Source organism: Ralstonia sp. RL, assembly GCF_001683835.1.
GTDB classification, from domain to species: Bacteria; Pseudomonadota; Gammaproteobacteria; order Burkholderiales; family Burkholderiaceae; genus Ralstonia; species Ralstonia mannitolilytica.
Genome location: NZ_LWRX01000244.1, coordinates 41,327 through 68,278, shown reverse-complemented (window position 1 = coordinate 68,278; position 26,952 = coordinate 41,327). Strand labels below are relative to the sequence as shown.

Annotated in this window: 20 protein-coding genes; 5 read left to right on the top strand and 15 right to left on the bottom strand. The window is 62.5% G+C overall.

Translation table 11 applies throughout. The features are described from left to right. Position 1 precedes the first annotated feature (1 nt). The 3 genes from A6M56_RS21800 (at position 2) to A6M56_RS21790 (ending at position 5,042) form a co-directional block, all read left to right on the top strand. On the top strand, positions 2-2,323 hold the full coding sequence (locus A6M56_RS21800; RefSeq protein ID WP_257984060.1) for a fimbria/pilus outer membrane usher protein: 2,322 nt from the start codon (positions 2-4) through the stop codon (positions 2,321-2,323). Then, complete coding sequence (locus A6M56_RS21795) at positions 2,323-3,285, top strand: Csu type fimbrial protein (protein WP_102080215.1); 963 nt, start codon at positions 2,323-2,325, stop codon at positions 3,283-3,285. Before A6M56_RS21800 ends, A6M56_RS21795 begins: the two co-directional genes overlap by 1 nt. Positions 3,286-3,788: 503 nt before the next feature. Continuing rightward, positions 3,789-5,042, top strand: coding sequence for an Hsp70 family protein (locus A6M56_RS21790; RefSeq protein WP_102080216.1), 1,254 nt, complete (start codon positions 3,789-3,791; stop codon positions 5,040-5,042). A gap of 160 nt (positions 5,043-5,202) precedes the next feature. On the opposite strand, the gene A6M56_RS21785 is transcribed toward A6M56_RS21790, so the two are convergent. Beyond that, positions 5,203-5,478 (bottom strand): hypothetical protein, encoded by a 276-nt coding sequence (locus A6M56_RS21785; RefSeq protein WP_102080217.1) that lies wholly within the window; start codon positions 5,476-5,478, stop codon positions 5,203-5,205. Positions 5,479-6,281: 803 nt separating this feature from the next. Here A6M56_RS21785 and A6M56_RS21780 point away from each other — a divergent pair. Beyond that, a complete protein-coding gene (locus tag A6M56_RS21780) occupies positions 6,282-6,752 on the top strand; it encodes a hypothetical protein (RefSeq protein WP_102080296.1) in 471 nt (156 codons plus the stop codon). A gap of 184 nt (positions 6,753-6,936) precedes the next feature. Here A6M56_RS21780 and A6M56_RS21775 read toward each other — a convergent pair whose 3' ends face one another. Both A6M56_RS21775 and A6M56_RS21770 read right to left on the bottom strand, forming a co-directional pair. Beyond that, positions 6,937-7,653: a hypothetical protein gene (locus A6M56_RS21775; RefSeq protein WP_102080937.1), complete on the bottom strand. Its 717-nt coding sequence runs from the start codon at positions 7,651-7,653 to the stop codon at positions 6,937-6,939. Between the two features lie 495 nt (positions 7,654-8,148). Next, a complete protein-coding gene (locus A6M56_RS21770; protein ID WP_102080297.1) occupies positions 8,149-10,254 on the bottom strand; it encodes a TonB-dependent siderophore receptor in 2,106 nt (701 codons plus the stop codon). A gap of 129 nt (positions 10,255-10,383) precedes the next feature. Here A6M56_RS21770 and A6M56_RS21765 point away from each other — a divergent pair, with 129 nt between their 5' ends. Then, entirely contained in the window at positions 10,384-10,572 is a 189-nt protein-coding gene (locus A6M56_RS21765) for a hypothetical protein (protein ID WP_145997201.1), read from the top strand. A 408-nt stretch (positions 10,573-10,980) separates the two neighbouring features. Here A6M56_RS21765 and A6M56_RS21760 read toward each other — a convergent pair whose 3' ends face one another. The 12 genes from A6M56_RS21760 to A6M56_RS21705 all read right to left on the bottom strand — a co-directional run bounded on the left by A6M56_RS21760 (position 10,981) and on the right by A6M56_RS21705 (position 26,788). After that, positions 10,981-11,742 (bottom strand): hypothetical protein, encoded by a 762-nt coding sequence (locus A6M56_RS21760; protein WP_145997202.1) that lies wholly within the window; start codon positions 11,740-11,742, stop codon positions 10,981-10,983. Further along, entirely contained in the window at positions 11,720-12,910 is a 1,191-nt protein-coding gene (locus A6M56_RS21755; RefSeq protein ID WP_180964265.1) for a DUF746 domain-containing protein, read from the bottom strand. Before A6M56_RS21755 ends, A6M56_RS21760 begins: the two co-directional genes overlap by 23 nt. A gap of 400 nt (positions 12,911-13,310) precedes the next feature. After that, positions 13,311-14,516, bottom strand: a complete 1,206-nt coding sequence (locus tag A6M56_RS21750; RefSeq protein ID WP_180964266.1) for an OmpA family protein — start codon at positions 14,514-14,516, stop codon at positions 13,311-13,313. Continuing rightward, positions 14,516-18,322 (bottom strand): type VI secretion system membrane subunit TssM, encoded by a 3,807-nt coding sequence (gene tssM, locus A6M56_RS21745; RefSeq protein WP_102080300.1) that lies wholly within the window; start codon positions 18,320-18,322, stop codon positions 14,516-14,518. The genes A6M56_RS21750 and tssM overlap by 1 nt, the downstream gene beginning before the upstream one ends. A 10-nt stretch (positions 18,323-18,332) precedes the next feature. Next, complete coding sequence (gene tssL / locus A6M56_RS21740) at positions 18,333-19,625, bottom strand: type VI secretion system protein TssL, long form (RefSeq protein ID WP_257984066.1); 1,293 nt, start codon at positions 19,623-19,625, stop codon at positions 18,333-18,335. Then, positions 19,622-20,968, bottom strand: coding sequence for a type VI secretion system baseplate subunit TssK (gene tssK, locus A6M56_RS21735; protein WP_102080302.1), 1,347 nt, complete (start codon positions 20,966-20,968; stop codon positions 19,622-19,624). Before tssK ends, tssL begins: the two co-directional genes overlap by 4 nt. A 4-nt stretch (positions 20,969-20,972) precedes the next feature. Further along, a complete protein-coding gene (tssJ, locus tag A6M56_RS21730; protein WP_102080303.1) occupies positions 20,973-21,473 on the bottom strand; it encodes a type VI secretion system lipoprotein TssJ in 501 nt (166 codons plus the stop codon). After that, complete coding sequence (locus A6M56_RS21725) at positions 21,470-21,724, bottom strand: PAAR domain-containing protein (RefSeq protein ID WP_102080304.1); 255 nt, start codon at positions 21,722-21,724, stop codon at positions 21,470-21,472. The genes tssJ and A6M56_RS21725 overlap by 4 nt, the downstream gene beginning before the upstream one ends. Positions 21,725-21,807: 83 nt before the next feature. After that, the gene (locus A6M56_RS21720) at positions 21,808-22,431 is read right to left on the bottom strand and encodes a hypothetical protein (protein ID WP_145997204.1); all 624 of its coding nucleotides are present in this window, start codon (positions 22,429-22,431) and stop codon (positions 21,808-21,810) included. A gap of 38 nt (positions 22,432-22,469) precedes the next feature. Next, positions 22,470-24,008: a hypothetical protein gene (locus A6M56_RS21715; RefSeq protein WP_286758429.1), complete on the bottom strand. Its 1,539-nt coding sequence runs from the start codon at positions 24,006-24,008 to the stop codon at positions 22,470-22,472. 51 nt (positions 24,009-24,059) lie between these two features. Then, the gene (locus tag A6M56_RS21710) at positions 24,060-26,372 is read right to left on the bottom strand and encodes a T6SS effector phospholipase Tle3 domain-containing protein (RefSeq protein WP_102080307.1); all 2,313 of its coding nucleotides are present in this window, start codon (positions 26,370-26,372) and stop codon (positions 24,060-24,062) included. A 38-nt stretch (positions 26,373-26,410) separates the two neighbouring features. Next, positions 26,411-26,788 carry a hypothetical protein gene (locus A6M56_RS21705; RefSeq protein ID WP_145997205.1) on the bottom strand — a complete coding sequence of 126 codons (378 nt, stop codon included), beginning with the start codon at positions 26,786-26,788 and terminating at the stop codon, positions 26,411-26,413. Positions 26,789-26,952 lie beyond the last annotated feature (164 nt).

The following is a 26,952-nucleotide window of genomic DNA, read 5'->3' as shown; positions in this document are numbered from 1 at the left end:
CATGGCGGCATCGGCCGCCGCGCAGGAGAGCGGCAAGCCGACCCTGCTTGCCGCTGTGCGTCCCGATGGGCCGCTGCCGGCACCGGGCGCTGGCGACATCTACCTGGAGGCGGTCATCAACGGGGCGTCGACACAGACGATTGCGCGCTTTCGGCTGCAGGAGGGGCACCTGTTCGCAACGGCAGGCGAGCTGCAGTCCATTGGCATTCGAACAGACGACCTGCAGCCCGACGCGAGCGGGCGCATTCCGCTCGACAGTATCCCGGGCCTGCGCTACGTGTACGACGTACGTGCGCAGCAAGCGCAGTTGACTGTCGATGACACACGGCGAGTCCCGAACGTGCTGAGCTTTCAGACCCAACCGCGCGTCGCGCCCACCAGTGGCACGGGCCTGGTGTTGAACTACGACGCCTATCTGCAGCCCACCACGCTGGGGGGCGGAGGGAGCAGCCTGGGGTTGTTCAGCGAGCAGCGGTTCTTCCACCCGGGCGGCGTGTTCTCCAACAGCGGCGTGGCTACGTTCGACGCCAGCCAGCATCGCTACACACGGCTCGATACGAACTGGTCGCATTCCGATGCGGACAAGCTCAACACATTGACGCTTGGCGACACCGTCACCTCGTCCCTGAGCTGGAGCCGCTCGGTGCGCCTTGGCGGCATCCAGTGGCGGCGCAACTTTGCACTGCGCCCCGACCTCGTCACGTATCCATTGCCCTTGCTCGGAGGCAGTGCCGCCGTGCCGACCGCGGTCGACCTGTACGTGAACAGCGTGCGCCAGTTCACGGGGCAGGTCGGCAGCGGCCCCTTCGTAGTCAACAACGCCCCGGCCATTACGGGCGCCGGTCAGGCGGTGATTGTGGTGAAGGACGCCCTGGGCCGCGACGTCGTGACGTCTGTCCCGCTTTACATCGATACGCGTCTGCTCTCCGCGGGCCTGTTCGACTACGCGGTCGAAGCGGGCTTTCTGCGCAACAGTTACGGCCTGCGGTCATTCGACTATGCGTCCAGCCCCGCACTCAGCGCGTCACTGCGTTATGGGCTCACGGGCGGCCTGACGGTGGAAGGACATGCCGAGGCCACGCGCGGCCTTGGCAACCTGGGCGGGGCAGCGCTGGTACGGCTGAACCAGGCCGGCGTTTTCTCGGCCGCTGCTGCCGTATCGCAGGGCGCCGGGCAGACCGGCTCCCAGGCCACGCTGGGCTATCAGTATCGAAACCCGGCATTCAACGTCGATGTGCAGGGTACCCGGACCTTTGGCACCTATCGCGATCTGGCCAGTGCCGCAGGGTCGCCGTTCTTCCGCTCACTGCTGCGGGCCACGGTTTCCGTGCCGGCCGGGCGGACCGGCAGCCTCGCCGCCAGCTATATCGGGGTATCCGACCCTGTTACGGGAAACTCGCGCATTGCGTCGCTCTCGTACAGCACCCAGCTTGGGCGGGACTTCTCATTGAGCGCGAGCGCCTATCAGGATCTGGCTGACACCCGGGCGCGGGGCGTGCTCATGACGCTCACCATGGCCCTGGGCAGCGACACCAGCGCGGCAGCGAGCGTCGGCATGGACCGTGGCCACGCTTCGGCCACGGTCAGTGCCGTGCGTACGCCCGACTATGCGGGCGGTTTCGGCTGGCAGCTGCAGGCCAACCAGTCCGGCAGCGACCGCCGCTCGGTGGCGCAACTGAACTATCGTGGCCGCTACGGCGATGCGTTCGTGGCTGCCCAGGAGGTGAACGGGCACACGAGCACGGCGGTCGACATATCCGGTGCCTTCGTGTTCATGGACGCCGACGTGCTGCCAGGCCGGCGCATCAATGACGCGTTTGCGCTGGTGTCCACAGAGGGCGTGGCCAACGTGCCGGTGACGTTCGAGAACCGGCTCATGGGCCGCACGAACGGCAGCGGGCACCTGCTGGTGCCAGACCTGGTGTCCTACGAGAACAACCATGTGGCCATCGACCCGCTTGTGCTGCCCGTCAATGCGAAGCTCGCCACCAGCGCTGTGACCGTTGCGCCGGCAGACCGCTCCGGCGTCTTGACGCGCTTTCGCATCGAGACGTTCCGGGGCGCCCAGATACGGCTGGTGGACACCAGGGGGCAGCCGCTCCCGGCGGGCAGCACAGCGACACTTGAGCAGAACGGTCTGCGCTACCCCGTTGGCTACGATGGCCTCGTGTTCATCGACGCGCTGCAACTGGACAACACTGTCCGCGTGGAGGACGCAGGCCCCGCCTGCGTTGCCCGTTTTGCCTACCCGCAGGATGCGGGCGCACTTCCCACCATCGGGCCCTTGCTTTGCGAGCCGGAACCCACAGGAGCGATGCCGTGATGACGCGCCTGCTGTTGGCCTCTCTGCTGGTTCTGATGGCGGCGCTCCCGGTGAGCGCGCGTGCACAGTCGTGTTCGGTCGCGGGGGCAACCATCAGCTTCGGCAGCATCAGTCCGGTGCAGGCGGGGAACACCGACGTGACGGCCACGCTGACGGTCAGCTGCAGTGGCTTCCTGCTGCAAGGTTCGGTGGCGCGCGCATGCCTGAATCTTGGAGTCGGCAGCGGAGGCGGCGGGATATCGCCCCGTGTCATGACGGCGGGCAGCAATCAGCTCCAATACAACCTGTTTGCGGACAGCGCCCGGACCATCGTGTGGGGACAGCGCACCACCCCCTCCACGCCGCCCATCTCTGTCGACGTCCCGCTTGGTGTGCTCGGTTCCGGGTCGGCCACCGTCACGGTCTACGGCAGGGTTCAGGGTGGGCAGACGACCTTGCCTGCGGGCGCCTATTCGCAGAGCTTCTCTGGTACCAGTGCCACGGTGTATGCACTTCCCAATCCAGGCACCAATACGTGTACGACCATCACGTCCCATCCCAGCACGTTTTCCGTGTCTGCGTCGGCAAACCTCATCAGCGACTGCCTCATCAGCGCAACGAACATGAACTTCGGCACAGCGGGGCTGCTGAATTCCGCACTGACAGCGACAAGTGCCATCACAGTCAACTGCACCAACCAATCGCCGTGGACGTTGGCGCTCTCCGCCGGAACCGGCAGCGGCGCCACGATGAGCAATCGGCTTCTGACGCGCAGCGGCGGCTCGCAGACTGTCGGCTACAACCTGTTCACCAGTTCGAGCTACACCAACATTTGGGGCGACGGTACGACGGGCACCGCAACCGTGACTGGGACGGGCAGCGGAGTTTCGCAGGTGTCGACTGTCTATGGTCGCGTTCCAGCACAGAGCACTCCGCCCGCCGGCACGTATAACGACACCATCATTGTGACCGTCACCTACTGACCCCTTGCCCCAGTGGGAGGGGAATTCTCGGCACCAGGCGGGGCCGTTGTATGCAGGGCCACAGGCCGGCGCGCAACTCCAGGGCGCGCTCGCGGCAAGCGCATGCGCGCAGGAGACCGGGCGGGGGGGTTATACAAAGGTGGGCGGAACAAGGTGGACGACGTGCTTGGCTATTTGACGCAGAAAAACTGGACGCCGATGCGCAATGACGCACCCGCACGGTTCTTCTGGCCACGTCGCGTGGTAGCAGCAGGCGTTCTTTTTTCAGGTATTTCGGCACTGCTGGACCATCGACCGCCCCTGGGCACCTGTCGCCATCGCCTCTGACGGTGATCGCGTGTGTGCCGGACTCTTAGCGCCCGCGTGTTGCCCGTGAACAGCGTGCGCCGTGAGGGGATCCGTCGCACAAAGCCACTACAATAGCGCCCCCTTCGCAGGTGGCGCCCGCTCTGATATCCCGTGCGGGCGCATGCCTCCCGCTGCACTCCAGAAGCCACAATCCTATGATGTCAAACGCCTGCGGCGTCGATTTCGGCACGTCCAACTCCACCGTCGGCTGGCTGAGACCGGACGCCCCCACCCTGCTGCCGCTCGAAGACGGCAAGGCCACGCTGCCTTCCGTCATCTTCTTTCACGCCGAAGACCCGACCGTCAGCTACGGCCGTGCCGCGCTGGCCGACTATCTTGCCGGCTACGAGGGCCGCCTGATGCGCTCGCTCAAGAGCCTGCTCGGCACGTCGATGATGGACGACAGCACCGAGGTCATGGGCCAGGCCATGCCCTTCCGCAAGCTGCTGGCGCATTTCATCGGCGAACTCAAGCGGCGCGCCGAGCATGCCGCCGGCCATGAATTCCGCCGCGCCGTGCTGGGCCGCCCGGTGTTCTTCATCGACGAAGATCCCAAGGCCGACCAGCTTGCCGAAGACACGCTGGCGGACATCGCGCGCGACGCCGGCTTTGACGAGATCGCCTTCCAGTACGAGCCCATCGCCGCCGCGTTCGACTACGAGGCCGGCATCAGCGGTGAAGAACTTGTGCTGGTGGCCGACATTGGCGGCGGTACGTCCGACTTCTCGCTCGTGCGCCTGTCGCCCGAGCGCGCGAAACGCCTTGACCGCCGCGACGACATCCTCGCCAACGGCGGCGTGCACATCGGCGGAACCGACTTCGACCGCGCCTTGAGCCTGGCCAGCGTGATGCCGCTACTGGGCCTGAACAGCACGCTGCGCAACGGCAAGGCGATGCCGTCCGGCCAGTATTTCGACCTGGCGAGCTGGCACACCATCAACCACGTGTACACGCGCAAGGCGTGGACGGTGGTGATGGACAACTACCGAGACGCCGCCGACACCGAAAAACTCGACCGCCTCATCCGCCTGATCCGCGAGCGCGCCGGCCACTGGCTCGCCATCCAGGTGGAAGCCGCCAAGATCGCGCTGTCGGACGCCCCGGTGGCGGAGATCGACCTGCACCGCATCGCGCCCGAGTTGAAGCAGCCCGTCACGCGCGAGGAGTTCGACCAGTCGATTGGGAAGCTGGTCGGCAAGACGGTGTCTACGGTGCAGGCGATGCTGAAGACGGCGGGCGTTGCAGCGGAAGCGGTCGATACCATTCTCTTTGCCGGCGGCTCCAGCGGGGTGCCGTTGCTGCGCGAGCAACTGGCGCAAGTGCTGCCGTCGGCGCGGCGCGTTGAGGGCGACCTGTTCGGCGGAATCGGTTCAGGCCTGGCGCGCGATGCGGCGCGCAAGTTTGGCTGAGGGGTTGACGGGCTGACAGGCTGAGGGGCGGCAGGACGCTTCGAACCTATCGGAACGACCGCTTCTGGCCGGAAGCGGCAAATCCAGCCGCGAACGCCCAACGGCCACTCTGCCTCCGCCATGGCATTCCCGCCCGTCACGGGAATGCGTCAATCCGTTGTTATTGGCTTTCGCCAGCCCGCTCTATGGCGGAAAGCACTTCCCACGTCTCAGGGTTGATCTGACAACCCTCCAGCACCATCGATACGAAGGCGCCGATGCCATCCAGAAACCCCGCGCGATACTCCGGCGGGTGCCTGGCTGCATGAGCCAGTGCCCAGCGCAGGCTGTCGGGGCGGAACTGGCGGTGGATGTGCAGGTCGGTCTGCGTGCGGAGCAGGTAGTCGCGCGCGGCCAAGGCGCCGGTGAGGTAGTGGCGGCGTTGGACGGGCGTCATTGGTGTCTCCGTGATTCGTGGGGACGGGGGTGGTGCTTGGGCGGGGACGGGTACGAGGCGGGGCGGTACCCGCTTGCAACTCCGGACATATAACCTCCTGTGAGACAAGGGAGGCCCGGCCGTTCGCTGCTACACGAGGGTGGCGGGCCCGACAGCAGGGGTAGCAGACCGGTCTCACAGGACACCGGCAGACCCGAAGGTCTCCCTGCCCGGCCCGCCATGGAAACAATAGGCGTGCGCAAGCTCCGGATGAAAAAAGCCGCTTGGCAGCGGCTATCCGGCCTGTGAGAAGAGACGGGCTGCTACACCCGACTACCGTTGGTGCGGTAGCGGGGCAATTATAGCCACGGGGGCAGCAGCGAAAGTTGGATTATTGATTCGCACTGGGCGCCGGGCCGAACGTCACGCTTCACCCTCAGACGCTGGCGCTTGACCCTCAAAGCGTGGAACGTCAGTGTCAAACACTGGAGCTTCGCCCTCAGACACTCGAGCGTCAGTGTCAAACAGTCGAATTCCACCCTTTGAGGGTCGCGTTTGAGCCTCAAACACCCGAACTTCACCGTCTGAGGGTCACGTTCCACTGTCTGAGGGTCGAGCGTCAGTGTCAGAGCGTCGAGTTCGACAGTCCGAGGCTCGCGCCTCACGCTCCAACACTCGAACGGCGGGAGCGGGCTTGCTCGCCCATGGGCGAGCGGTTTCCCGTCAAAGGTTGTGTACAGCATTGCGATACGCCGCAGCGGTAGCCAACCTCACCGGGTTGTGCCAATCGGCATGACGTTGATATCCGCTTTAGAAGGAACGCAATGTCTCAGAACTTGATCTCGTTTCAACCCAGCGCCACCGACCTGACCGCCATTGACGGTGCGCTGAAGACACTGGAAGAAAAGCTCGTCGGCCTGATTGGCCTGTCAGTCGAGCAGCGCAGCACGCTCATGAAGATGGGCAGCAAATCCGAAGCGTTCTGCCGCCAGGCAGTGGAACTGCTGAGCAACAACCCCAGCGTGCTTCCTGCCAATTTCAACCTGCAGGAAATGCGACGTGACCTGTTGGGCTTTGACACCCTGCGCCCTCGCCTCGCCCGCATGGAGAAGTTGCTGGAAAGGATGCAGGATTCACAACTCGCAATGGGCAGTGACCTGATGACGGCCGCGCTGGAGGGCTACACGTACCTGAAGGTTGCGGGCAAAGGGGAAGGGTTGGAATCGGCGCGACGGACGCTGTCGGCGCGGTTTAGCCGGGGGCCACGGAAGAAGGTGGAGGTGGCTGGGGAGTGAGGTGAGCGGCTGCTGATGGTGGCCCAGATGTGGGAAAGCCCGCGAGCCTCTCAGCATCGCGGGCTTTTTTCGTTGCTTGGCAAGCTGTGCGGGGGAACCCGAAGGGGTACCGGAAGATCCCTTCGGCGCTTTGTGGGTAAGCCGCCGTCTGGCAACAAGTTGCGACAGCTCGCCGGCAACACCGTCAGCAATGCAGTTCATTCATCCGCTTACGGATGTAGTTCAAGTTATCCCGCCACGGCGACATCTGCTGCGTAGTCACAGACAGCCGCAAAATCCCATCTCGATCCGCCTTAAGCCGCGCGCACTCCGCGTTGACGGCGGCAACCTGCTGCTGAACCGCAAGCGCCTCAGCCGCCAAATCCCGATCCCGCTGCGCCATCCGCTGGTCCCACTGCCGCGCAAGTTGCTCTTCAGCTCGCTTCGCCGCTGCCGCAGCCTCTTCCATTTCACGCTGACGAGCGTTGCCCGGCGCCTCGGTAGGCGCATTGCCGACGAGCGCGCGCATCGCCTGCCCGCACGGTGCTTCCGTGTAGACCGTCTGTCCGTTAATCACGCATTTGTTCACGCCGGCCGCAGGCATGGTGGCCCGTGCTGCGGGTTGCTGCATCGGGGGCATGGGTTGGCGCAGTGGCGGCGCAGCGATGGGGGCCGGCTGTGTTGAAGCGACCTGCTGGCTCGGCACGGCTGCGCCATTGCCAGTGAGCCGCAATTGCTTCGCGGCGATGTAGACCACCAAAAGAACAGCTACCCACACCATCAGGGAAACGATCCAGTGCACGCCCTGCTTGGCGCCCTGGGTCGGCTTGCCATACCAGCGGGCGTATTCCTTCTGCCAGTCGGAATTGCCCAGCTGCGGCTCTCGACGGTCTCTGAACCAATCGCGATCTTGTACTCCCACGACCCTCACCCCTTTGTGTGGCGACTTGTTAGTTATCTGCTCGAATTTATGCAAGACATAATGTGCCGGCGGAATATATACAGATGCACCAAATCCGCTCGCAGGGGCCTACGGTACAACGAATTTACTCACTGCGAAATGCCACAAATAGGGGTATAGCATGCCGGAATTCCAGCGGTGCACAAGTAAATCGCCGTGAAACCTCGAGCGCCGCTTCCGTCGTAAATAAATAGGATTAGGCGTGTACTTGCTTGTGAGCGCGCACTTACGGACTCTCCCCATCTTCAACACAACACCGGCGCGCGCAGGACAATTAGGTCTGCACCCAACATGGGGAGAGCAAAAAACCCGCGAGCATTTACGCTTCGCGGATTCTTGCGCATCGGTTGTCAAACCCCGCCAGTAATCCGGGGGCGCGATCAGGGACGAAACCCGTCCCTGATCTCCGAATAACGGCCCTGTTGTGGCATGGCGGAACCATCGCCCACCAGAACCTCAGAACGAATACGACAGCGTGCCCAGAATGCTGCGCGGCGCGCCGGGCGTGACCCACAGGCTGTTGTACGAGCTGACGTAATACGCGCGGTTGAACAGATTGTTGAGCACCACCGATGCCCGCAGGTGCTTGTCGATCTGTACGTAGCCGTTGAGCTGCACGGTGGTATAGGCGGGCAGCTGGAAGCCGTCCTGCGTATTGGCGGTGTTGCCCGCACGGCTGCCAACGTAGACCACGCCCGCACCCACGCCGGCCTTTTGCCCGACAGGGGGCGCAAATTCATACATCAGCAGCGCGCTGCCGCTCACGCGCGGGATGTCGACCAGCCGGGCACCCGGCGTGAGCACGGTATCGCGCGTGACTTCCGCATCGATGTACGCGAGGTTGGCAATACCACGGAAGCCGCCGCCCAGTTCGCCGTTCCACTCGAATTCCAGGCCACGGCTGCGGACCTCGCCAGCGGCGCGCGAAAAGCCGCTGTTGGCCGGGTCTGCGGTCAGCACGTTGCGCTTGCTCACGTCAAATGCGGCCAGGGTGGCCAACCATTTGGCGCCCGCCCATTTGACGCCGACTTCGTAGCCGTGGCCCTTTTCTGGGGCGAACGCGTTGCCGCTGGCATCGATGCCGTTATTGGGGCGGAACGAATACGCGGTGTTGGCGTAAAGGGAAAGCGCCGGGCTCCACTGGTAGACCACGCCCAGGCGCGGGCTGGCGGCGGTCTGGTTCTGGCTGGTGGTGATGCCGGTGCGGCGGTTTTCGATCGACTGGCGGTAGTTGTCCCAGCGCAGCCCGGCAATGACCTTCCAGTGTTCGCCCAGGGCCAGGGTGTCTTGCACGTAGGCGCCCTGCCCCTCGTCGTGCTCCAGCGCGTTGGTTGCGGTATTGAGCGCAGGCGTTGGCTGGCCGTAGACAGGGTTGAAGATGTCGACGGCATACGGCGCGGCGGCCGTGGGGGTGGAGCGCTGAACGAACTGATCGTAGTTGAAGCGGTAGGCGTCGGTGCCCATGACCAGCGTGTGCGATACGGGGCCGGTCTGCAGGTTGCCGGTCAGCTCCAGCCGGCCTTGCAGGTCGTTGCTGTGAAAGCTGACATTGCGATAGCGGCGCCACAGCGTGCGGCCGTCGGCCTGCAGCGAGAACGCCTCCGACGAGCGGCCGTACAGATCGGTATCGCGCTGCGCCACGCCCGCGTTGACCGACCAGTCTGCGTTGATGCGGTGGTCTACGGTCAACTGGTGGCCAAGGTTGCGCACTTCGTAGTTGCCGTCGCGCGGCTCACCGAGGAAGCGCGAGGTCGGGATCGCGCCCAGCTGGCCGTTGACCGCCACTACGCCGCGATCGAGCGGGGCGCTCTGACGCGCGGCTTCCATTTCGTAGTGGACGATGGTGTCGGGCCCTGCCTTCCACGTAAAGCCGGGCGCCACCAGGTAGCGTTTGTTGGATACGGTGTCGCGAAAGCTGCCGTTGTCCTCGTTCATGACGTTCAGCCGATAGGCGAGCGTGTCGGACAGCGGCCCGGTGGAATCCAGCGTTTCGCGTGTGGCGCCGTAGCTGCCGGCCGACACGCTTACGGTGTTGGCGCTTTTGAACTGCGGCTGCTTGGTGGTGTAGCTGATGATGCCGCCCGGGTCGCCGCGCCCGTACAGCGCAGAGGCCGGCCCCTTGAGCACCTCCATGCGCTCCACGCTGGCGGTGTCGCGCGGCACGCTCATCCCGCGGTTCCACGAGAAGCCGTTGAGCAAGTAGTCGGTGCCAGAGGTGTTGCCATCGCCGGCAAAACCGCGCACGGCGTAGTTGTCCCACAGACCGCCAAAGCTGTTCTGGCGCGACACGCCCGCCACCCAGTCGTACAGATCGTCGCCCCGTCCGGCGGCCACCGTTTTGATGAATTCCGCGTTGACGCTGCTCACGGCAAAGGGGATCTCCATCAGGTCGGAATCCGTGCGCGTGGCCGTGGACGTTTGCTTGGCACGAAAGCCCTGCGGCTGGCGTTGGCCTGTCGCCGTGGTGGTTGGCAGTTGCACTTCCTGCGCCGCCGCGTCGGCTGCGTTCGCCACGCCGATGATGGCGGCCACCATGCCGGCCGCCCACTCCTTGCTGTTCATAACTCGCTTCTCGTTTGATATGCGCTGTGTTGTCTGCAGCCGAGCGTTCACCCGGCGGAAGCGCGCAATCATAAATGAGATTTATTCTCAATACGAGGAATGACCCCGGTCTGGCGGAGGCGGGTCGAGATGACGCAATGGGGCAATGGGGCCGAACATCGGCCTGGAGCGGCAAAGCGCGGCCAATGGCGTTCAGGAGACGGTGGCCTGAACGGCGCCAATGCTGATCTGGCGGGCAGAAAAAAGCCCAGCCGGGAAAGGCTGGGCATCTGGGATTTGGTGGTGCAGTCGGGGATCCAACTCGCGCCTTATCTCTGAAATAATGGCCGTCGGATAGCGCGAGAGTCCAGGCATTCTATATGGTTGCGCCCACGTCGCATCCTCAACCTAGCGCTGCATCTCAGACACGAAGATCCACGGCAGCGCACCGCTGCAATTCACACCTTTCCGATCAGGTAAAAGTTCTTCGATGCCACGCTGCCCCGAGGAGCTCGGTGCTCACCGGGCATCATCGCCATTGGCTCGTTCTAGCGCTTCTTCCGACTGCGGGCCATGCGTCTGCTGTCCCATGCGCACTCCGGGCACCAACTTCCTCGCCAGGCACTGTTGGCGGTAGCTTTCCAGACATGTCCATGGGCGCATTCCCACTCAAGCTTGCCGTGGGCACCGCCGTAGACTGTCGAAAGGCAACGTCCACCCCGCGATCGCGCAAGCTCTTGCATCTGTTCAATGGTGCGGGTCCGAGCCTTGACCGCACAGCGAGGGGCACCACTGCCCCTTGCTAACGTGCGACCAACGCGCTCTCCAGACATGCCCTTCGGCGCATTGCCATTGCAGCGGTGTTTCCTTGTCGACGTAGGACGACAGGCATCGCCCGCCTCGCGCCTTCGCCACCTGGTCGATGTCCTGTTGTGTGGGCTTGATGCTCTGGAAGTGGCAGACCTTGCACCAGTGGCCTTGCAACACGTTATCAAAGCTCGCGGACCACGTATGTCCGGCGTCGCAACACCAACGCAGCTTCGCGCGGCTGTCGGTATAGTGGTCCGAGAGACACTGCCCGCCGTGCTTCGCTGCAGCGGCGCGTGCGTGGTCAAGCGAGTACTTGGTGCGATCATGGCCACACCGCGGGCACCATTGCCCAAGCCGCAGTCCATGCATGAGCATGGCAAACCGGTGTCCCGCCGCACATTCAAGCTCATAGGGCACATGACGCCCCGGATAGCTGGACGTCAAGCAGACCCCACCCCGCGTTCTTGCGAGGGCTCGCACCCATGCCAAGAGTTGACTCCGATGCTCGACTGCTGTGATGCCATTCCGTTGTGGCGGTGCTGCCAGCAGCTGTTGCAGCCGCTTGCGCGTGGCCGCGGACGCTTCCGGAAACCGGGATGCCATCGTCTCGGCGCTGATCTCCTTGAGGCGAACACGACGAATCTGCTCGTCGAGTGCGCGCAATTCGAGCAGCAGGTCAGGCAGCGATTTTTTCGTCATCTGAAGCCCGGTCGAGCATCTTCTGAGTTGAGAGGAAGCGTACCAGCTTCGCCTCATCCGGCTTGAACAAGCGCCCCGTGACGTAATCGAACGCGGCTAGGCGCGCTTCTTCGATAGAACGGAACCCTTCGCCGTTGTGACGCGTCTTCTTCCGCAGGGCCTGCACTTCGTAACACCAACCACCCTCGGTTTCCCCAACCCGGATCAGGAAGCCGTCGGATCGCAACCCCGAGAACCCGTCCTTGCCCTTGCGCCACGCGCGATGGAGCCAGCGATTGCGCTGCTTGATGCGTTCACGGACCTGCGGGGAGAGGTCCATCGGCAGGTCAAGCCTCACCCGCGACTCCATGGCGCCGCTGGGGTCTAGCCGCATGAGATGTTTGCGCCAGGCGAGCACCGATGCTTCAATCCACGCTGCGTTGACACCCAGCGCGCGTGCGGCCGTCTCTGCCGTGTTACGCCAACCCAGCATCGGTATAAGGCGATGAGCGAGCGTTCGCGCTCTGGCACGAAGCAACGGGCTGTGTGTAATACGTGAGAAATACCCTCCGCAGTCCCGGCATTTGAAGCTGGGAAGTCCGCTGGCTTTCATGACCTCGTAGTAGGCGGTCCGTTCGCTGGCGCATTTCGGGCAAGGGCCAGCGGCGATGCTGGGGCTCAGTGCCTCGTGCACCCAGGACATCAGGAAAGCGGTTAAGGCGACGTCTTCTTGCTGATCCAGCGGGCCCGGCGTGATCTTGCGTTGCGGGACTTCGGCCTCCTTCGGGGCGCGCGGCATGGAGGTTTCGCTTACCGCCTCGTCGATCGGGGCGCGCACGATGAGGCCGTCAAGCGTGGAGGCTTCATCATGCTGTGCATCCACTGGGCGCTTGCGGCCGCATTGCGGACAACATACCCGCCGTCGCCCCTTCTTGTCGAAGCCTGCGGACGTAAAGCTGCCGTCGAATCCGCAATGTGCACACTGCACGGGCGGCGTGCTATGGTCGCCTAGTCGCACTTGAATTTCAAAGGCCCCTGATGGGTCTACATCGAGCAAGTAGCTGCGGAAAGCAAGCAGCCAGGCAAGGACCACCTCCCGTGTCAGCCCAAGGTGTTCACCAGCCTGCTGGAGCGACATCGGGTTGGGCAGCAGTGGAAGGATGGCTGCGCCGATGTCCCGATTCGGCATGTGCTCGAAGGGAGTCCGCGTCAGCCGGGTGAATTCGTGTTCGCAGTCGTGGCAAAAAAACGTGGGCAGTCGCCCGATTGTTGTCCGTTGCGGATAGCGAATATGCTGGCCACCACAATGGGGGCAGTCAGGGACGGGGTGCGGCTTTGGGCTCAACAGGTCCGCCCAGAGATGACTCAAGTATGTGGCGAGAGCGTTGTCTTCGGTTGACGCGTGGCCACTTTGGGTAGGTTGTCGCGCCACCTTGTCTTGTAGGCGCCGGCGCGGCGACTCAGAATTTTCTGGTGTAGAGAGCGTCTTTTTTTCCATTAGCATGCTCGCCCTCTGGCGGCTACTTCGAGCGCTTGCGGTTATGCGCGTGGACTGTAGCCCGGTTCACCACAGGGGCGGCTTCTTGGTATCAACGTGGCACGTTTTCGAGCACGATTTCTACGCGCCGGTTCAGTGCTCTGCCTGCTGCGGTACGGTTGTCGCCGACGGGGTCTTTCGCGCCACGGCCAATCATCGACAGCCGATCCTGCGCGACACCGTGCTCTTGCAAATGCTGCCCAACTGCCATGGCCCGCGCCGTGGAGAGTGCGGCGTTCGACTCGATGCGGTCTCGCGGGCCGGGGGCATCGTCGGTGTGACCGAGAATGGTGATCTTGCCGCCGGTGTCCGCCAGTACCTTGGCGAGCCGGTCAAGCTGACGCGACAGCACGGGCGTGAGGTCTGCGCGGCCGGAGGCAAATCCTTGGTCACTGCTGAAAGCCAAGTAGATTCGATCGTCTTTGGTGCTGATGCCAACGGGGGCAGCACCCGCTTCAGAAGACAGTGCGCGTGAGATGCGTTCCTCTAGCGTTTCTTGTTGTTTGTGTAGCTGGGCAGACAAGGCGTCGACCCTATTGGCGAGCCTTTGGTTTTCCAAATGCTGCCGGTAAATCACGATGCCGAAGCCAAGGATCAGTGCCCCGGCAAGCAAGGCTGCGATGACGGGAAGCAGTGAGCGACGCTGCTGCTCCTGCGGTAGCTCTTGGCGAAGGAGCAGCACCTCAGGAGCCTCTCGGCCGACGCTGGCCACCGAAACAGTCGCCACGGCAGGTGCCGCGATGGTAGGCGTTGGTGTCGGCAGGGGGGCTGGCGGCGCAGCAACTAGCCGATGCTGTATCGGGATTTCTGGCAACGGCATGCCGCGCTCGTCGCCCAAGCCGCGTTTGATCAGAAGTGCGATGACTTCGAGTGCGTTGCCGCTGGCGTTCGGTGTCTCCTGCAGTTTCCGAATCCAGGCACGGCAATGCTGGCCGCTGCCATTCTCTTTGTAGAACTCGACGAGCAGGCTGTGCTGTAGCCAGATGCCACGCAGACTATCTGCGCGCCCGCGTACGCGGCTGCCGGCTTGGTCCAAGGCCGCACAGAAGCAGTAGTGCACGGCCTCTACGCTGTCGGCCTTGAGGGCTGCGGCTTGGCAAGCCTTCTTGAAGTTCACCAGCTTGGCACGCACCTCGGATTTGAGGGCGTCCAGGCGAGCGGCGGACTCCAGGGAGGGCGAGAGTTCGTCCAGCAGCCAGAACAGCGGTTGGGCGAGCCGGAGCATGTGGTTTTGGGCCTGAGCGTTGCTATTGATCATCACCCTGACCTCCCCGGACATTGGAAGCCCTGCAGCAGCCCAGTCGTCCACGGATTGGCCAAGCTGCCAGTGTTGATGTCGAGCTTGGCCTTGCGCCCATCGAAGTCGTACTCAGCCACAAAATGGCTGGGCGACACCGAGTTGGCCAGCTTGCCCTTGGCGATCACACGCATCATGGCCCACGGGCCGCTGGCGATGAGCGACGAAGTCTCGGGCCGAACACGCGGGCTGGCCGTGATCTCGGCCCCTTGCCCGCCGCGCGGCCCGGGCCACGTCACCTTGAGCGGGATCACTGGGCCATGGACGTAGCGCAGGCTCTGGCCATCGAAGTCCATCGTCAACTCAACGATTTCCGGGTCGAGTTCGACCACCTTCAAGTCGACCTTCCAGGCCATCTTCTTGGCGCCAGGGTCGCGGAAGAACACTTCGCGGATTTCCTTGGCACGCTGGAACGGAACGAGGCTCGGGCCTGCGACGGGCGGCACGTCGGGCGCGGTCAGCTTGTAGCGCCATGGCGAAATCGTCGTATCTACGTGCGGCGCCAGGACTTTCTGGAAGAAGTCATCCAGCACGCCACCGCTGGCGAAGACACGCGCAAAGTCTTCGGTATCCACGTCCTGTTTCGATGTCGGCGTGAAGGGGTACTTGCCGTCGATGGCACTACGGCAGCTCTCGCCGATGACGGCATTCATCTGGGCGACCAGGATGTCGCCGATGCCTTTGTTGACGTCGCGCGTGCCCTGCACCACCAGGTCGGCCAGCACTTCCTTGAGCGGCGCCGGCAGCTTGGCGGCTTCCATACGCAGCTGGGCGCCGGCCTCAGAGGGCGGCGGCAGGTTGCGAGTCTCCAATGCGTTGCTGGCGACCATCAATGAGGTGTAGTACGCGTTGACCATGCCGGCAATGGCGTCCAGCCGCGGCTTGTTGTTGGCGGCTTGAGCGTTGGCGGCGGTAACGTCGGCTTGTCCGGTGACGACTTCGCGCAAGGCGGCGAAACGGCTGTCGACCAATTCCCGTTCTTGGCGAGCCTCCGCGCGGGACGCAAAACCTGTGATTTTGTCGGTCTTGTTGCCCAATGCACCGAGTGCCTTGTCGGCCAGAGACTTATCGCCGGGCTCGGCCGGTTGGCTTAGGGTCGTTTCCTTGACGACGACGCGCCCCAGGCGCGCGAGCGGTGAGTCCGGGGCAGCGAAGTTGCGCAGCACCTCCAGATCGAAGGTGAGGTTGTTGCCCGTGAGTGCGCGAATGTCACGCAAGAACTCTGTCCACCGCTGCGCGTATTCCGTCAGGTACAGACGGCGGATTTCTCGCGTGACCGGGTCGTCGCCAGTCAGCTTGCCAGCCGTGCTCTCAAGCGTTTTTTTTTGAGCGCCGCCTGCGCGCCCCATCACCCAGGCGTCAATCGCCTGCGCTTTGTTGACGAACTCCGGCAGGCGGGCATTGAACAGGTTGTGATAACCCGCGTACGTGAACAAGCCGGGAATACCCCGCTCCAGCGGCTCACCACTGGCACGCGAAAAGACCGTGCCGGCCTGCGGGCCAATCGCTCGCACAAGCGTGAAATCGGCCGGGGCCTCTTCCATTATGGCGGCTTTGGCACGCTCGTACAGACGCTCGGTCGACGTGTTGCCGTCCAGAAAATCCCGCGCGGAGCGGATCAACGCCTCATTCTTGGCATAGGGCGATTGGATCGCCCGGCTGCCATCGAGCAAGCTGTTGAGGTGCTCGACCACGGTGATTCGGCCACCAAAGGCATCCGCGCCGCCCGTTGCCCAGTCGTTCTGCACCCAACTGCGTACGTCGGCGGCATTGAACTGCGTCTTGTCGTACAACATCAGGTAGACGCGCAAGGTATCGTAAGTAAGCTTGGCGTCTTGGTCAGCGACGGCGGCGGCAAGCACAGCCTCCACCCGACGGACCAAATACGGCACCAGCAGGTTGTCCTGCAGCTTGACGTGGGTGGCCGTGGACACGGCGAGCACGGGCGGCACGACGTACAACCCATAACGCCAACTCAGTGACGGGTCCAGCAAGTTCAGGTTGGTGAACGCCGGCAGATCATGCGCTGCGGCCAGCAGGTCTGGCACACCGTCGGCTTCGGGCTTCTTGTAGAAACCGGTCACCTTGGCGGTCAGGGCCTTGGCCTTCTCCTGGACCACGTCGAGGTAATTGGAGTTGTGGCCGAAACTCGTATAGAGGCCAGCGACCAGCCACAGGACGAATGCCAGCACTGCGGTATGGGCCAGTAGCCGCATCAGGCGGAAGCGGAATTCCCAACGCAGGTTGGGCCGCACCAGATGTGCCTCGGCAAAGATGCCGCGCTTGAACAGGTCCGATAGGAAGTAGCTGTCAGAGCCCACCGTGCCACGCGCGGCCTGAGCCTCGCCGGGTGTCTTGCCATCCAGGACTTGCAGGGCCACCGTGTCGCTGGCAGCGACCACCGACTCGCCGGTCTGTGCGGCACTGGTGAAGTACACGCCACGCAGCATGGCCTTGTTCTGCGTGTTGTCGTAGCGTGAATCTGCAAAGATCTGCTCGACGAGGTCCGCGAGGGGTTCGGTCAGGCCATCAAACTCTTCAACCAGGCCGAGCAGGACCTTGCGGCGGCCAGCATCGAACTCTTCGTTGAAGCGATCGGCTTCGCCTGCGACGAGGCGTTTTTCCAGCGCGGCCATCTCGGTGCGGCACAGCTCGCTCAGCGCCGGCAGAACTTCGTTACGTTTGGCCTTGCGATCGACAGGCAGAACGAAGCCCCACGACTGCGCGCGCCCTTCACTTCCCAGGTATTGGAAATACTGGGCGAAACCGCTCAACAGATCGAGCTTGGTCACCACAACATAGATGGGGAACTGGATGCCCAGCTCCTGTCGCAGCTCGGCCAGACGTGTGCGAATCTTGAGGGCCTCATCCGCACGCTGTTGTACGGTTTGCTCCACAAGATCCGCCACGCTGACGGTGACCACCACACCGTTGACAGGGGTACGCCCCCGGTACTTGCGCAGCAGGCTGAGGAATTTCTCCCATTCGGCCCGCACGGCGTCCGGCGTGTTGTTCTGGCTGGTGTAATTGCTGACGGTATCGATCAGGACGGCTTCGTTGGTGAAGCGCCATACCGGGGCTTTGCGATCCTCATTGGCTTGCGATGGCGAACCGGCGCCACCCGTGAGCGGAAAACGCAGGCCCGCGTTGGTCAGCACGCTGGTCTTGCCGGCGCTGGCGAACCCCAGGGTGAGATACCAAGGCAACTCGTACAGGTAGCGACGCCCCTCGAAGAGTTTTGATAGGCCGCTGCCGGTGCGCAGCGCCTTCAACTGGCGCATGGCGGCTTCCACGCTGGCCGTCACGGCCTTGGTATCAGCGCCGGCGACGGGTTCGTCGCTCTTGGCTTCCGTGCCCATCACCTTGTTGCGGAACCCCTCGTCCGTGCGAATGCGGTGCCACAGCAGGTAGACCAGATAGACAGCCGACACCAGCACGATGATGGCAATCAGCAGCAAACGCGGCGTTGTGTCCTGCAGCGGGTGCTGCCCATTGAACGCCAGCAACGGCCCGGCGTGCCAAATCAAAAGGCACAACGCAGTGGCCACCACAAAGAACACGGGCAACCCGAATACCAGGAAGAAGTACAGCGCCAGCAGCAACGCAATGACAGCGATGCGCGTGCCGACGCCGGCCATTGGCACCATGCCATCAAAGCTCAGCAGCGGGCCGATCCACCAGACAGCCGCCGAGATCAGCAGGATCGCCACCAGGGTCAGCGCCTGCCAGGACACCATGGCGGTGCCTACTTGTTTCAGAAATTTCATGCCTGCAATCTCACTGCTGCGTGACGTCGATCTCGACCCGGCGATTCTTTGCCCGGCCAGCCCACGTGCTGTTATCTGCGACGGGTTCGGTGTCGCCCTTGCCGATGGCTTCCAACCGACCCTGCGCGACGCCCTTGCTGGCGAGGTATTCGGAGACGTGCACGGCACGCTCTTCTGACAGCACCTGGTTCGAGGGGAATCGAGCGGTGCGGATGGGTTGGTTGTCGCTATGACCGGTAACGGTGACCTTGCCCGGTACCTTGGCGATCTCGGCGGCGACCTTGTCCAGCAGCGGCTGCACCTTGGCGTTGACGTCGGCACGGCCACCGGCAAACATGTCGTCGCCACGGAAAGTGACCGCGCTGTGGCTGGCGTTCTCGTCCACCGTGACTTGGCCACGGGCGATTTCGTCTTTGAGTAGCTCAGCCAAGCGCAACGGTGGGGCCTTGGGCGGAGGTGGAGGCGTGATCTGGCCGATGGCGTGGATCTGCTGCTCCAGTTCGCGCGCTTGCACCGAAAGCTGGTACTTGTACCAGGCGAATAGGCCAAAGGCGGCCAGGCCCAGGACAGTGGCGCTCAGCCAGATGGGGACGGTGCGGATCATGGAGAACCGTCCGGCAGGCGCAACGTTCAGGTTCGATGCGAGCTCTCTTGGGACAGCACCACGACGCTTGCGAATCAGGTCGTAGAGGCGCTGGCGGATGGCCAGATGCTGGCGGTCGCCATCGGCCATGTTGCCGTAGCGGCCTTGGAAGCCCAACGCGAGCAGGTAGTAGATCACCTCGATGACGTCGATGTGTTCTTCCGGGCTGTTCACCAACCGGCCCAGCACGTGGAAGACTTTCTCGCCGCCTTCGTGCTCACCATGCAACTTGATCAGCAGGCTCTCGCTCGCCCAGTTGCTCCGGCTGCCCCACGATGCGCTCAGGGCGGCTTCGTCCAGCGCCGTGCACAGGCTGTAACGTGCCGCCAGGATATGTTCCGTGCGGATGCCGGCCCGTTCACAGACGGTCTGAAAGTCGTGCAACTCCTGCACCAGGACTTTCTTCAGCAAGTCGGCCTGATCAACGCGCAATTCGGCGGGCATGTCCGCCAGTGCACGCAGCAAGGGGCGAGCAGCCGAGAGCAATGGATTGACCTGATGCAGTGCTTTCTCGACGCGTTGCTCGATTGGTTTGCGCTTGATTTGGCGCGGCTCGTTGGCGGCTTGTGCGGCCGTATCGTGTGCCTTGCCGCCCTGTTGGGCCATGTCGGGCGCTGGGACGTGCGGATTGATGCCGCCAATTGTTGCGGGACTATTCATTGCCGTACCCCCCACAGTTCAAGCCGCAATTCTGGGAACTGCCCGGCCACATGCAGGGCGAGCCCACCATAGCGCTGAACCTGTGCCCAGAGCGGGTGGTCCTGATCCAACTCGAAATACACTTGACCGGCGTTGAATGGGATCTGGCGCGGCGGCACGGGCATGGCTTGTAGCGGTACGCCGGGCAGGTGCGAGCGGATCAGTTCCGCCAACCGCTCGGCCGGGCCGACCTTGGCCTGCGCGGGGAACTGGTGCTGCAATGTGTCTGGCGGCAATTGGGCGCCCACCGCCAACACAAAGGTGCTGAAACGCGCGAACTCGGCCGGCTCCAGCACGGCCAGTTGGATGCCGTTGCCTTGGTTACGCAGTTCGATCCGCTGCGCGCTGCGCTCCAGGACGACGTTGAGAAGGACGCGCAAGTCGTCCACGACGGGCTTGATGCAGGTGTGCGGCTCATCGTGCCGGTACGCGTCATATTCCAACGGTCGGCGGGTTGCGGTACGCACGAAGGTGGACAGTTCTCCTGCAAACGCGGTCAACTCCACATAGAGCGCTTCGGGCGAGGCGCTCTTGGCGTTGAGCATATGGGTGAGCACCGGCTCGACGCGGTTGAACAGTTGCAGGATGAGGTATTCGGAGATTTCCGCTGCATCTCCGCCGCGCGTGCTGGAGGCGGTCAGACGCTCAGCCATGGCGCTGGCGCGCAGGCGCACCAAGCCGTGCACTTCGGCAAGCCATGTGTGCAACAAGGCGCTGGCGGTGTAGACGTTGACGGGGGGGATAAGCGCCGGGTCCAGGCGGACACTGCCGTCGGCGCGGATTTCCGTGACCTTGGCCAACGGCATGCCGAGCCAGGATTCGGTCAGTTCTTTCTCGGGCAGCAGACGCAGGCGCAGATCACTCAATTGGACGAGCTTGGGGCCTTGGCCGATGGAGTTGGCGTCCAGCAGGTCTTCCTCGAAGCTGCGGTAGCGGGCCAGCGAATCCTGAGCACTCTCGTCGAAGGTGGTTTCTTCGGTGTTCGGCGTGCGAATGGGGACGGCCAGGTAGATGGTCTGGTTCAGGTGCTCGTGACGCAGTGCCAGCGGCGCGGGCAGCTTGGCGTGGGCCGGCGCTTCGAACGGTGTGCCGTCCTGAAAAATGCCGGCGGCCCCCGAGACGACCAGTTTGCCGAGCGCGAGCGATTCAGTATCGATCACGAAGTGATGAAAGCCCCAAAAGAATGGGCTCAAGGCAGCGGCGCGCTTGTGAGCGAAGTGCTCCAGGTAGCGCTCCTGCTGCTGGAAGAGCTGCGGGCGCAAGAACAGCCCTTCGCTCCAGACGACTTTGTTGTACCAGCTCATGACTTCAATCAGGTTTGGATACGGTGATGGCTTGCTGATCAAGCGCGATCTGCAGCTTGACCTTGCGGGCGGGGATGGCGGCGCGGTACCACGCGGCTTCGGGCGCGGGCGGCAGTTTGTAGACGGTGCGCCAGGTGGCTTTGCCTAAGTCTCGGTAGCCGACAAGGAAGCCAAGCGCCTGCGTGTCCGGGTTGAGCTTGCGTTCGATGTCCTGGAACTCGCCGGGGCGCAGGATGAATTCGTCGCGGGCGAGCAAGTCCTGCATCAGAACCGTGCGATCGTTCGATTCGAGCGAGTAGTAGTCGGCTTGCTCGAACGTGCTGGCGGTCTTGAGCTCGTACAGGCGCACCAGTACGGGGGACGCCCTGCCCTTCTCATCAGGGTTGAGGGAGTCGCCTGCCTGGATGGCCAGATCGAGCTTCAGTTGCTCGGGTTGGGCTGGGGCGGTGGAGCAGGCTGCGAGCGCCAGCGAGAGCGCCCACAGCATCAACAAACGGAAGATCATGCTTTGCCTGGCTGACTGCCGATCAGGATGTCGCCGCACTCGGTACCGTCACCTGTACGGGCCATGACGTCGCCGCCGACTTTGGCGCTGCCGCTCACGTTGACGATGCGGTTGACGCCGTGGATTGGGCAGGTGACGAGGTCGCCCAGGCGGGCGATGGGGCGGCCGCGGATTTTGCTGGTGGGCGAGCCCGTGGTGACAACGGAGCCATGGGCGCCCACGTCGCCTACGGTGATGATTGGTGCGGACATATCAAACCTCTATCGAACGATCATTGGCATTGGGACGATGGGTCCGCCGGTAGCCCCGGTAGCACCGGTAGACACGGCGGCAACTAGAGCGAGCGGGAAATCACAGTGAGCGGAAATAGTGCAATGGTCAGAAGGACCACCGCCCCGTCTGCGGCAACAGTTACGGGCGTAAGCAACACCAAAGCAGCCTTACCTCCGAGAGGTAGCTCTTCTCGAACATCCACGCTGTAGGATTGATTAAGCTTCTTGGTCAGGCCTTCCGGTGCTTTGAATCCCTTGGCGCTATAGCGTTTCCCGCTCAAATCAAAATTTAGATGGGGTTGGCTCGATGACGCCACTTCGAATCCGTACGACTTCGCCAGTTTCAAATCGTCATCGCTGGATTCTGTGGGCATTTTCAAAAAGAACCACCCCTTAATCTCAGCATCCGGAGTCACCTCGAACTGGCGCATCTCCGCCGACAATTTGGGATGAAGCGGCGAATCGAGAATCTCGATCAGCTTGGGTGGCGTATCGAAGATGTAGTGATAGTCCACTCCAAGCACGACGATCTTCTTGCCGTCACTGCTGACTAAAATCTGATTCACTGGCTCTTCGTAGCTCTTGTATCTTCTTTTTGAAAGTTCGTCGTAAAGCGCATTGGTTGCGCATCCGCCCAATCCGAATAACGGCAATGCCGACGCACACAAGAACAACCTGCGATTCATGGCCCTTTCTCCCTATCAATATTTTTGTATTGGTTTGTTTACTTTGAGCCTGTCGGCGTGCCAAACCACGGCCAGTACGCCCGACTCTCACCTCGCGCGCGATCCCACTGGGTAACGGGTGGCGTCGGCTTCCAGCCCGGCGGCGGGCCAATCAGCACAGCCCACGCATCGCTGGGGTCGGCAACGCTGGTGACGACAGCACTCTTACCGCTTTGGTTGGCATAGGCGGCGGCAAACGCAGCGTTGGTGGCAAAGCTTGCCGCCCGCGCCGGGCCCTCCATGTGTTCGGACACGCTGTAGACGTTGGTGACCTGATCCAGATCGGGCCAGTGCTGGTGTACTGCGGCGCGAAGCGGACCCATCAATGCGTTGATGTTGGGAGCGTGCTTTTGAACGTCGTAATAAATGCGCTCAACAGGCTGACCCTCTGGAGCCTGCTCTTGTATGGTCTTCATCAAGCCGCTCCAAGCGCCGCCCGGGGTGGCCGCTTTGGCGCCGATGCCGCCTTCATGGTGCTGGGGCGTGTAGATGGACGCCAGCGGCGTGTAACCCCAATCGGCACTTGGGTGGCCGAGGATCAGGAGAGTGCTGTTCTCATTAGTCTGCTCGCCCATCGGGTAGTTGGGTGCGTCCATGTTCCACACCCACACCAGCTTGTTTGGGTTCTCGGCCAAGAACTTGAGCGCCTCTTGCAGATCGTAGAAACCGACCGTCTCATCACCTGCCTTGAGTACGACCTGAGGGAGCCTGCCTGTGGGGTTGAATTCCATGTCCTTGGCGCCGGCGCTATTTGCCACCTTGTCAAAGACCAACCTGCGGGCACCTTGTAGCGTCAAGGTTTTCTCCCCAATGATCATTTCCTCGGACGCGGGCGCACCGCGTACGGCTTCACCATGCCGGTCTTTATGCAGGGTGACCCAGTAGTCTCGCATGCGCTCTTCTGCATGGGCCGCGTCATACGCTAGATAACTCGGCGCGGGAATGCCCATGGCCTTTTGATCGTCCAATAGCTCCTGATCCCAGCTACCTGCGTTACTGCTGAAGTAGGTTGGCGTATTGAGCCATTCGCGCGGCATGCCAGCGAACACGATGGCGTCGATGTAGTCAGGACGACTGGTCCCTGTGCGGATCGAGTAGAAGTAGTTCGGGTCAGCCGGATAGGATCTGAAGGTACTTAGTGGCTTGCCCACCAACTCAGTGAAAGCCCCAACAAATCTGTCCCGTTTGACCCACGGATAGTCTTCAAGCCGCTTGTTCCGGGACATGCCAAGGGTCAGCTCCCCCACCGCATCCCCCAACTTGAATTTCGCCGCCTCCCGGTCATTTGCATTGGGCTGTGCCAACCCCTGCACCCACAGCAGGTTCCATTGGGTGGGATAGCTGCGTCGCATCAGCGGATTGAGCCACTGCACGCCCAGTACCACGGCCGCGGGTGTTTTGGCGGGGTCGGTGGGTGCGGCAGGAGTTTGCATCCGTGGCCAGGCCACGGGCTTGCGAGAGTAGTTGGCAGACATCGAGACTCCAGAATGGCAGGCGGTCAGCAACAGGCAGGCGGTGACCAGCATCTTGGTGGCCATGCCCCTGCTCCTGTTCAGATTGGATTGAAACAAACGGGTCATATCGGTTCCCTATGCGTAGCGCGTGTCGGTGTCATCCGGCTTCTTGTGATGGGACTGGAGCACAGGTAGGACGTTGCGCTCAGCCTTAATATCAAGGACCGTGAGCGCACCTTGATCTGGGTCGAACTTAGGCGCCTCCATCAACCTCTTCCCTCCCAACAAGGCGGTTTCGTAGTACTGAAATTCCTTGTCATCCGCGCGCTCCCTGCCCGGCGGAAAGTCATCGCCATCCTCCGGCTTACACCACCGCCAATCCGCCATCCTGCGCAACTGGTTCATCTGCACGTTGCTGAACTGGCACAGGCCCACGTCCACGTCATAGGCCAGCACGTGCTCGCTGTGCTCGGGGTTGGTCAAAATGGTGGAGTGGTTGGTCGCTTGCTGGTCAGCGCCCTTGGCGAGCAGGCCCATGCGCTCTGACTTCTCGAACACTTCAAAGTCCGTGCCCTTGATGTCATCGTGATTGGCCGCGCTCATCTTCTTGATGTCGTCTTCGTTGAAGCGCTTACCGCCGAAAACGTTGAGTGCACCATCGGGGCCAAACCATTGTTTGTCGCCGCTGCCGTCGTAGATGGCACGCCGCGCTTTTTGTCGAATACCGGCGTTCTGGTCGTAGCGCATGGACGCTTCGCTGGCGGCGTCGCCGTGCCCCGTCTTGCGTTGTTCGGCATAGGCGTCTTCCCCTTCGAAGGTTTCGCGCTTAGGGTTAAGCGAATCGCTGGCGGATTCCTTGTACCGGTTGAATGGCCCCTTGATGCGTGGATCGCCATTGCCCAGGGGCTCTCCGAAGCGGAACCAAGAGTTGCTTGCCAAATAGAGCGATTTGGGCTCAATCCCCTTGCAGGGGACTTCTGGCGCATTCACACAGACCTTCCAATCGTCTGCTGGACGACCATTGAGGTCGGCGGCGCTCTTGCTGACAGCACTGCCGATCCACAAGCCCACCTGGAAGACGAACCCCCAGACCGTCGCATTCGCCTTGCCGATGACGCTACGGCGGTCGTCACCCCAGATTTCTTCGATCTGCATACGCAACCGGTCAGCTCGCGGCGTCCAGAACTGGTTTTCGCTCCGATCGGCACCGTTCGTATGGTTCCAATAGTCGAAGTAAGTGCCAGGGCTCGCGCCCACCTTGTAGGGTTGTCCGGGCTTGCCTTCGGCCCACACGCGTTGGAACAGGATGTCTTTTGCACCGGTAGCCTCGACGTCTTTCTCACTCAGGCCCAGCCAGCCAATGCCTTTAACGGTATCAATGGAAATCACGCGGTCGTGCGGGTTGCAGTACAAGAACACGCGCTTGCGCGTTTGTCGGGCTGCTTGGTCTTGTGCAGTGGTGCATGGTTGGCTACCGCACTTGGGGTTGCTGTTCCAGAGTTGCGCATCAACCGTGGCGTTGTCGTAGTGATTGGGCTTGAAGTTGCGCACGATGTCGAAGAAGTTCTTCAAACCTTCAATCCGCGCTTCGTACTTGACGCGCCCTTGCAACCTCCTCCAGTTGTATTGCGCGTAGTTGTCAGCACCGCTTTTTTGCACGCTGTACGGCGCGTTGGCCAAGACGTAGTTGTCGGCCACGCCGAGCCCCTTCAGATCTGGATGGTTAGCACCGAAGTAGGCGGAACCCAAGCCAACCATGTTGCCCTGGCTGTGGCACACCACAGTGATGGGGCAATCCATCCCCTCATGCTGCGCACGGTGGATTTCACGAATGCGGGCCACCAATTTGGCCAACCGCCATGCAGCAAAGGCCTGGTAGTGACGAGCAGGACAACTGTAGACCTGGCGGTCGCTGGTGTTCATGTCTTGCACAGCAAGACCGAGGAAGAGGCCGGTGTCCGTGCCGTTGCCAAACATGTCTGGCAAAGCGGAGCAGCCGTTGGCGAAGGGGCCGCCGGCCCACGCATCGGTTTCGTCAAGCAAGATGCTGCCGCCTACGGTGGCAATCTCCTTCTGGCTGGCCTTGTAGCCCCAGCGAAAGCGGATGATGGGGCTGTAGCCGGCATCCTTGATGAAGGTGGTGGACTTCAGATCATCGTGAATGTAGCCATCCTCAGTCAGCTCGCCCATGTAGCTCGCGGGCCGTAGCTGGCCGCTGCCCTTGATGCGGTGGAGTTGATCGTCGTTGCGCTGCAGGCGTGCGTTGAGGCCGGCCACCAGGCCAAGCTCGCTGTCGTCAAACCACTCGCCCATGGAGTTGACGCCGTGCACGAAGATGATGACGCCGGGCAGCGGCAAGGGCTGTTCCACATCCAGGCGAGGATTGCCCGGCAGACATAGCGCTTCGGCGCGTGGGCCGCACGAAAGGGATCCAGTCGAGTCAGTCATGGTTACTTCTCGTCTAACTTGTAAAAGCCGTCAGATCATCAAGGGAGAATGGAGTGCAGTACGACATTGCGCGAGAAATCCCCCAACATGCCCTCAGCGATTGCCTGATCCTCGGGTGACTTCGGGGATGCTAGATAGCGAGTTCGATAACGCAATGCCTCCGGCAAAGAAGCCATAGAAGCAGCAACAACACAGTTGAGATTGCTCTCGCAAGGTGCGCCGTTAATTTGATAGGCCCGCACGACTTCCGCATAGCAACTCAACCGCGGCTGGTTGCTCACGCGTTCACTCAACATGCAGCGCATCATTGAGTACTCCGGCACGTCGCCTCGAATCGCGATCGCCGCTTCAAGCTTGCTCAATGCGCCCGCATAGTCCCGTCGACCAGCATGCTCGCTCGCTTCTTGTGCCAGCAAGAACGCTCGTTTCGACTCTGGCGTTGGCACTTGCTTAGCCTGGTCAGCGACTCCACTCGATTGCGTTGAAATTCGTTCCCCTTGCCGTGGCGCGACCGGAGTGTCGGCACCACTCTCAGTGCAACCGAGAAGCCCTGCACTCGCCAGGGCAAGAGATAGCAACC

Bases quoted from the DNA above. Each gene is read 5' to 3' on its own strand.
- A6M56_RS21750 (WP_180964266.1), bottom strand. From the start codon at position 14,516: ATGATCAATAGCAACGCTCAGGCCCAAAACCACATGCTCCGGCTCGCC.
- tssJ (WP_102080303.1), bottom strand. From the start codon at position 21,473: ATGATCTTCCGTTTGTTGATGCTGTGGGCGCTCTCGCTGGCGCTCGCA.
- tssL (WP_257984066.1), bottom strand. From the start codon at position 19,625: ATGAATAGTCCCGCAACAATTGGCGGCATCAATCCGCACGTCCCAGCG.
- A6M56_RS21715 (WP_286758429.1), bottom strand. From the start codon at position 24,008: ATGGCCACCAAGATGCTGGTCACCGCCTGCCTGTTGCTGACCGCCTGC.
- A6M56_RS21760 (WP_145997202.1), bottom strand. From the start codon at position 11,742: ATGACGAAAAAATCGCTGCCTGACCTGCTGCTCGAATTGCGCGCACTC.
- A6M56_RS21710 (WP_102080307.1), bottom strand. From the start codon at position 26,372: ATGACTGACTCGACTGGATCCCTTTCGTGCGGCCCACGCGCCGAAGCG.
- A6M56_RS21725 (WP_102080304.1), bottom strand. From the start codon at position 21,724: ATGTCCGCACCAATCATCACCGTAGGCGACGTGGGCGCCCATGGCTCC.
- tssK (WP_102080302.1), bottom strand. From the start codon at position 20,968: ATGAGCTGGTACAACAAAGTCGTCTGGAGCGAAGGGCTGTTCTTGCGC.
- A6M56_RS21765 (WP_145997201.1), top strand. From the start codon at position 10,384: ATGACGCAATGGGGCAATGGGGCCGAACATCGGCCTGGAGCGGCAAAG.
- A6M56_RS21790 (WP_102080216.1), top strand. From the start codon at position 3,789: ATGATGTCAAACGCCTGCGGCGTCGATTTCGGCACGTCCAACTCCACC.
- A6M56_RS21770 (WP_102080297.1), bottom strand. From the start codon at position 10,254: ATGAACAGCAAGGAGTGGGCGGCCGGCATGGTGGCCGCCATCATCGGC.
- tssM (WP_102080300.1), bottom strand. From the start codon at position 18,322: ATGAAATTTCTGAAACAAGTAGGCACCGCCATGGTGTCCTGGCAGGCG.
- A6M56_RS21795 (WP_102080215.1), top strand. From the start codon at position 2,323: ATGACGCGCCTGCTGTTGGCCTCTCTGCTGGTTCTGATGGCGGCGCTC.
- A6M56_RS21800 (WP_257984060.1), top strand. From the start codon at position 2: ATGGCGGCATCGGCCGCCGCGCAGGAGAGCGGCAAGCCGACCCTGCTT.
- A6M56_RS21785 (WP_102080217.1), bottom strand. From the start codon at position 5,478: ATGACGCCCGTCCAACGCCGCCACTACCTCACCGGCGCCTTGGCCGCG.
- A6M56_RS21755 (WP_180964265.1), bottom strand. From the start codon at position 12,910: ATGCCGAATCGGGACATCGGCGCAGCCATCCTTCCACTGCTGCCCAAC.
- A6M56_RS21780 (WP_102080296.1), top strand. From the start codon at position 6,282: ATGTCTCAGAACTTGATCTCGTTTCAACCCAGCGCCACCGACCTGACC.
- A6M56_RS21720 (WP_145997204.1), bottom strand. From the start codon at position 22,431: ATGAATCGCAGGTTGTTCTTGTGTGCGTCGGCATTGCCGTTATTCGGA.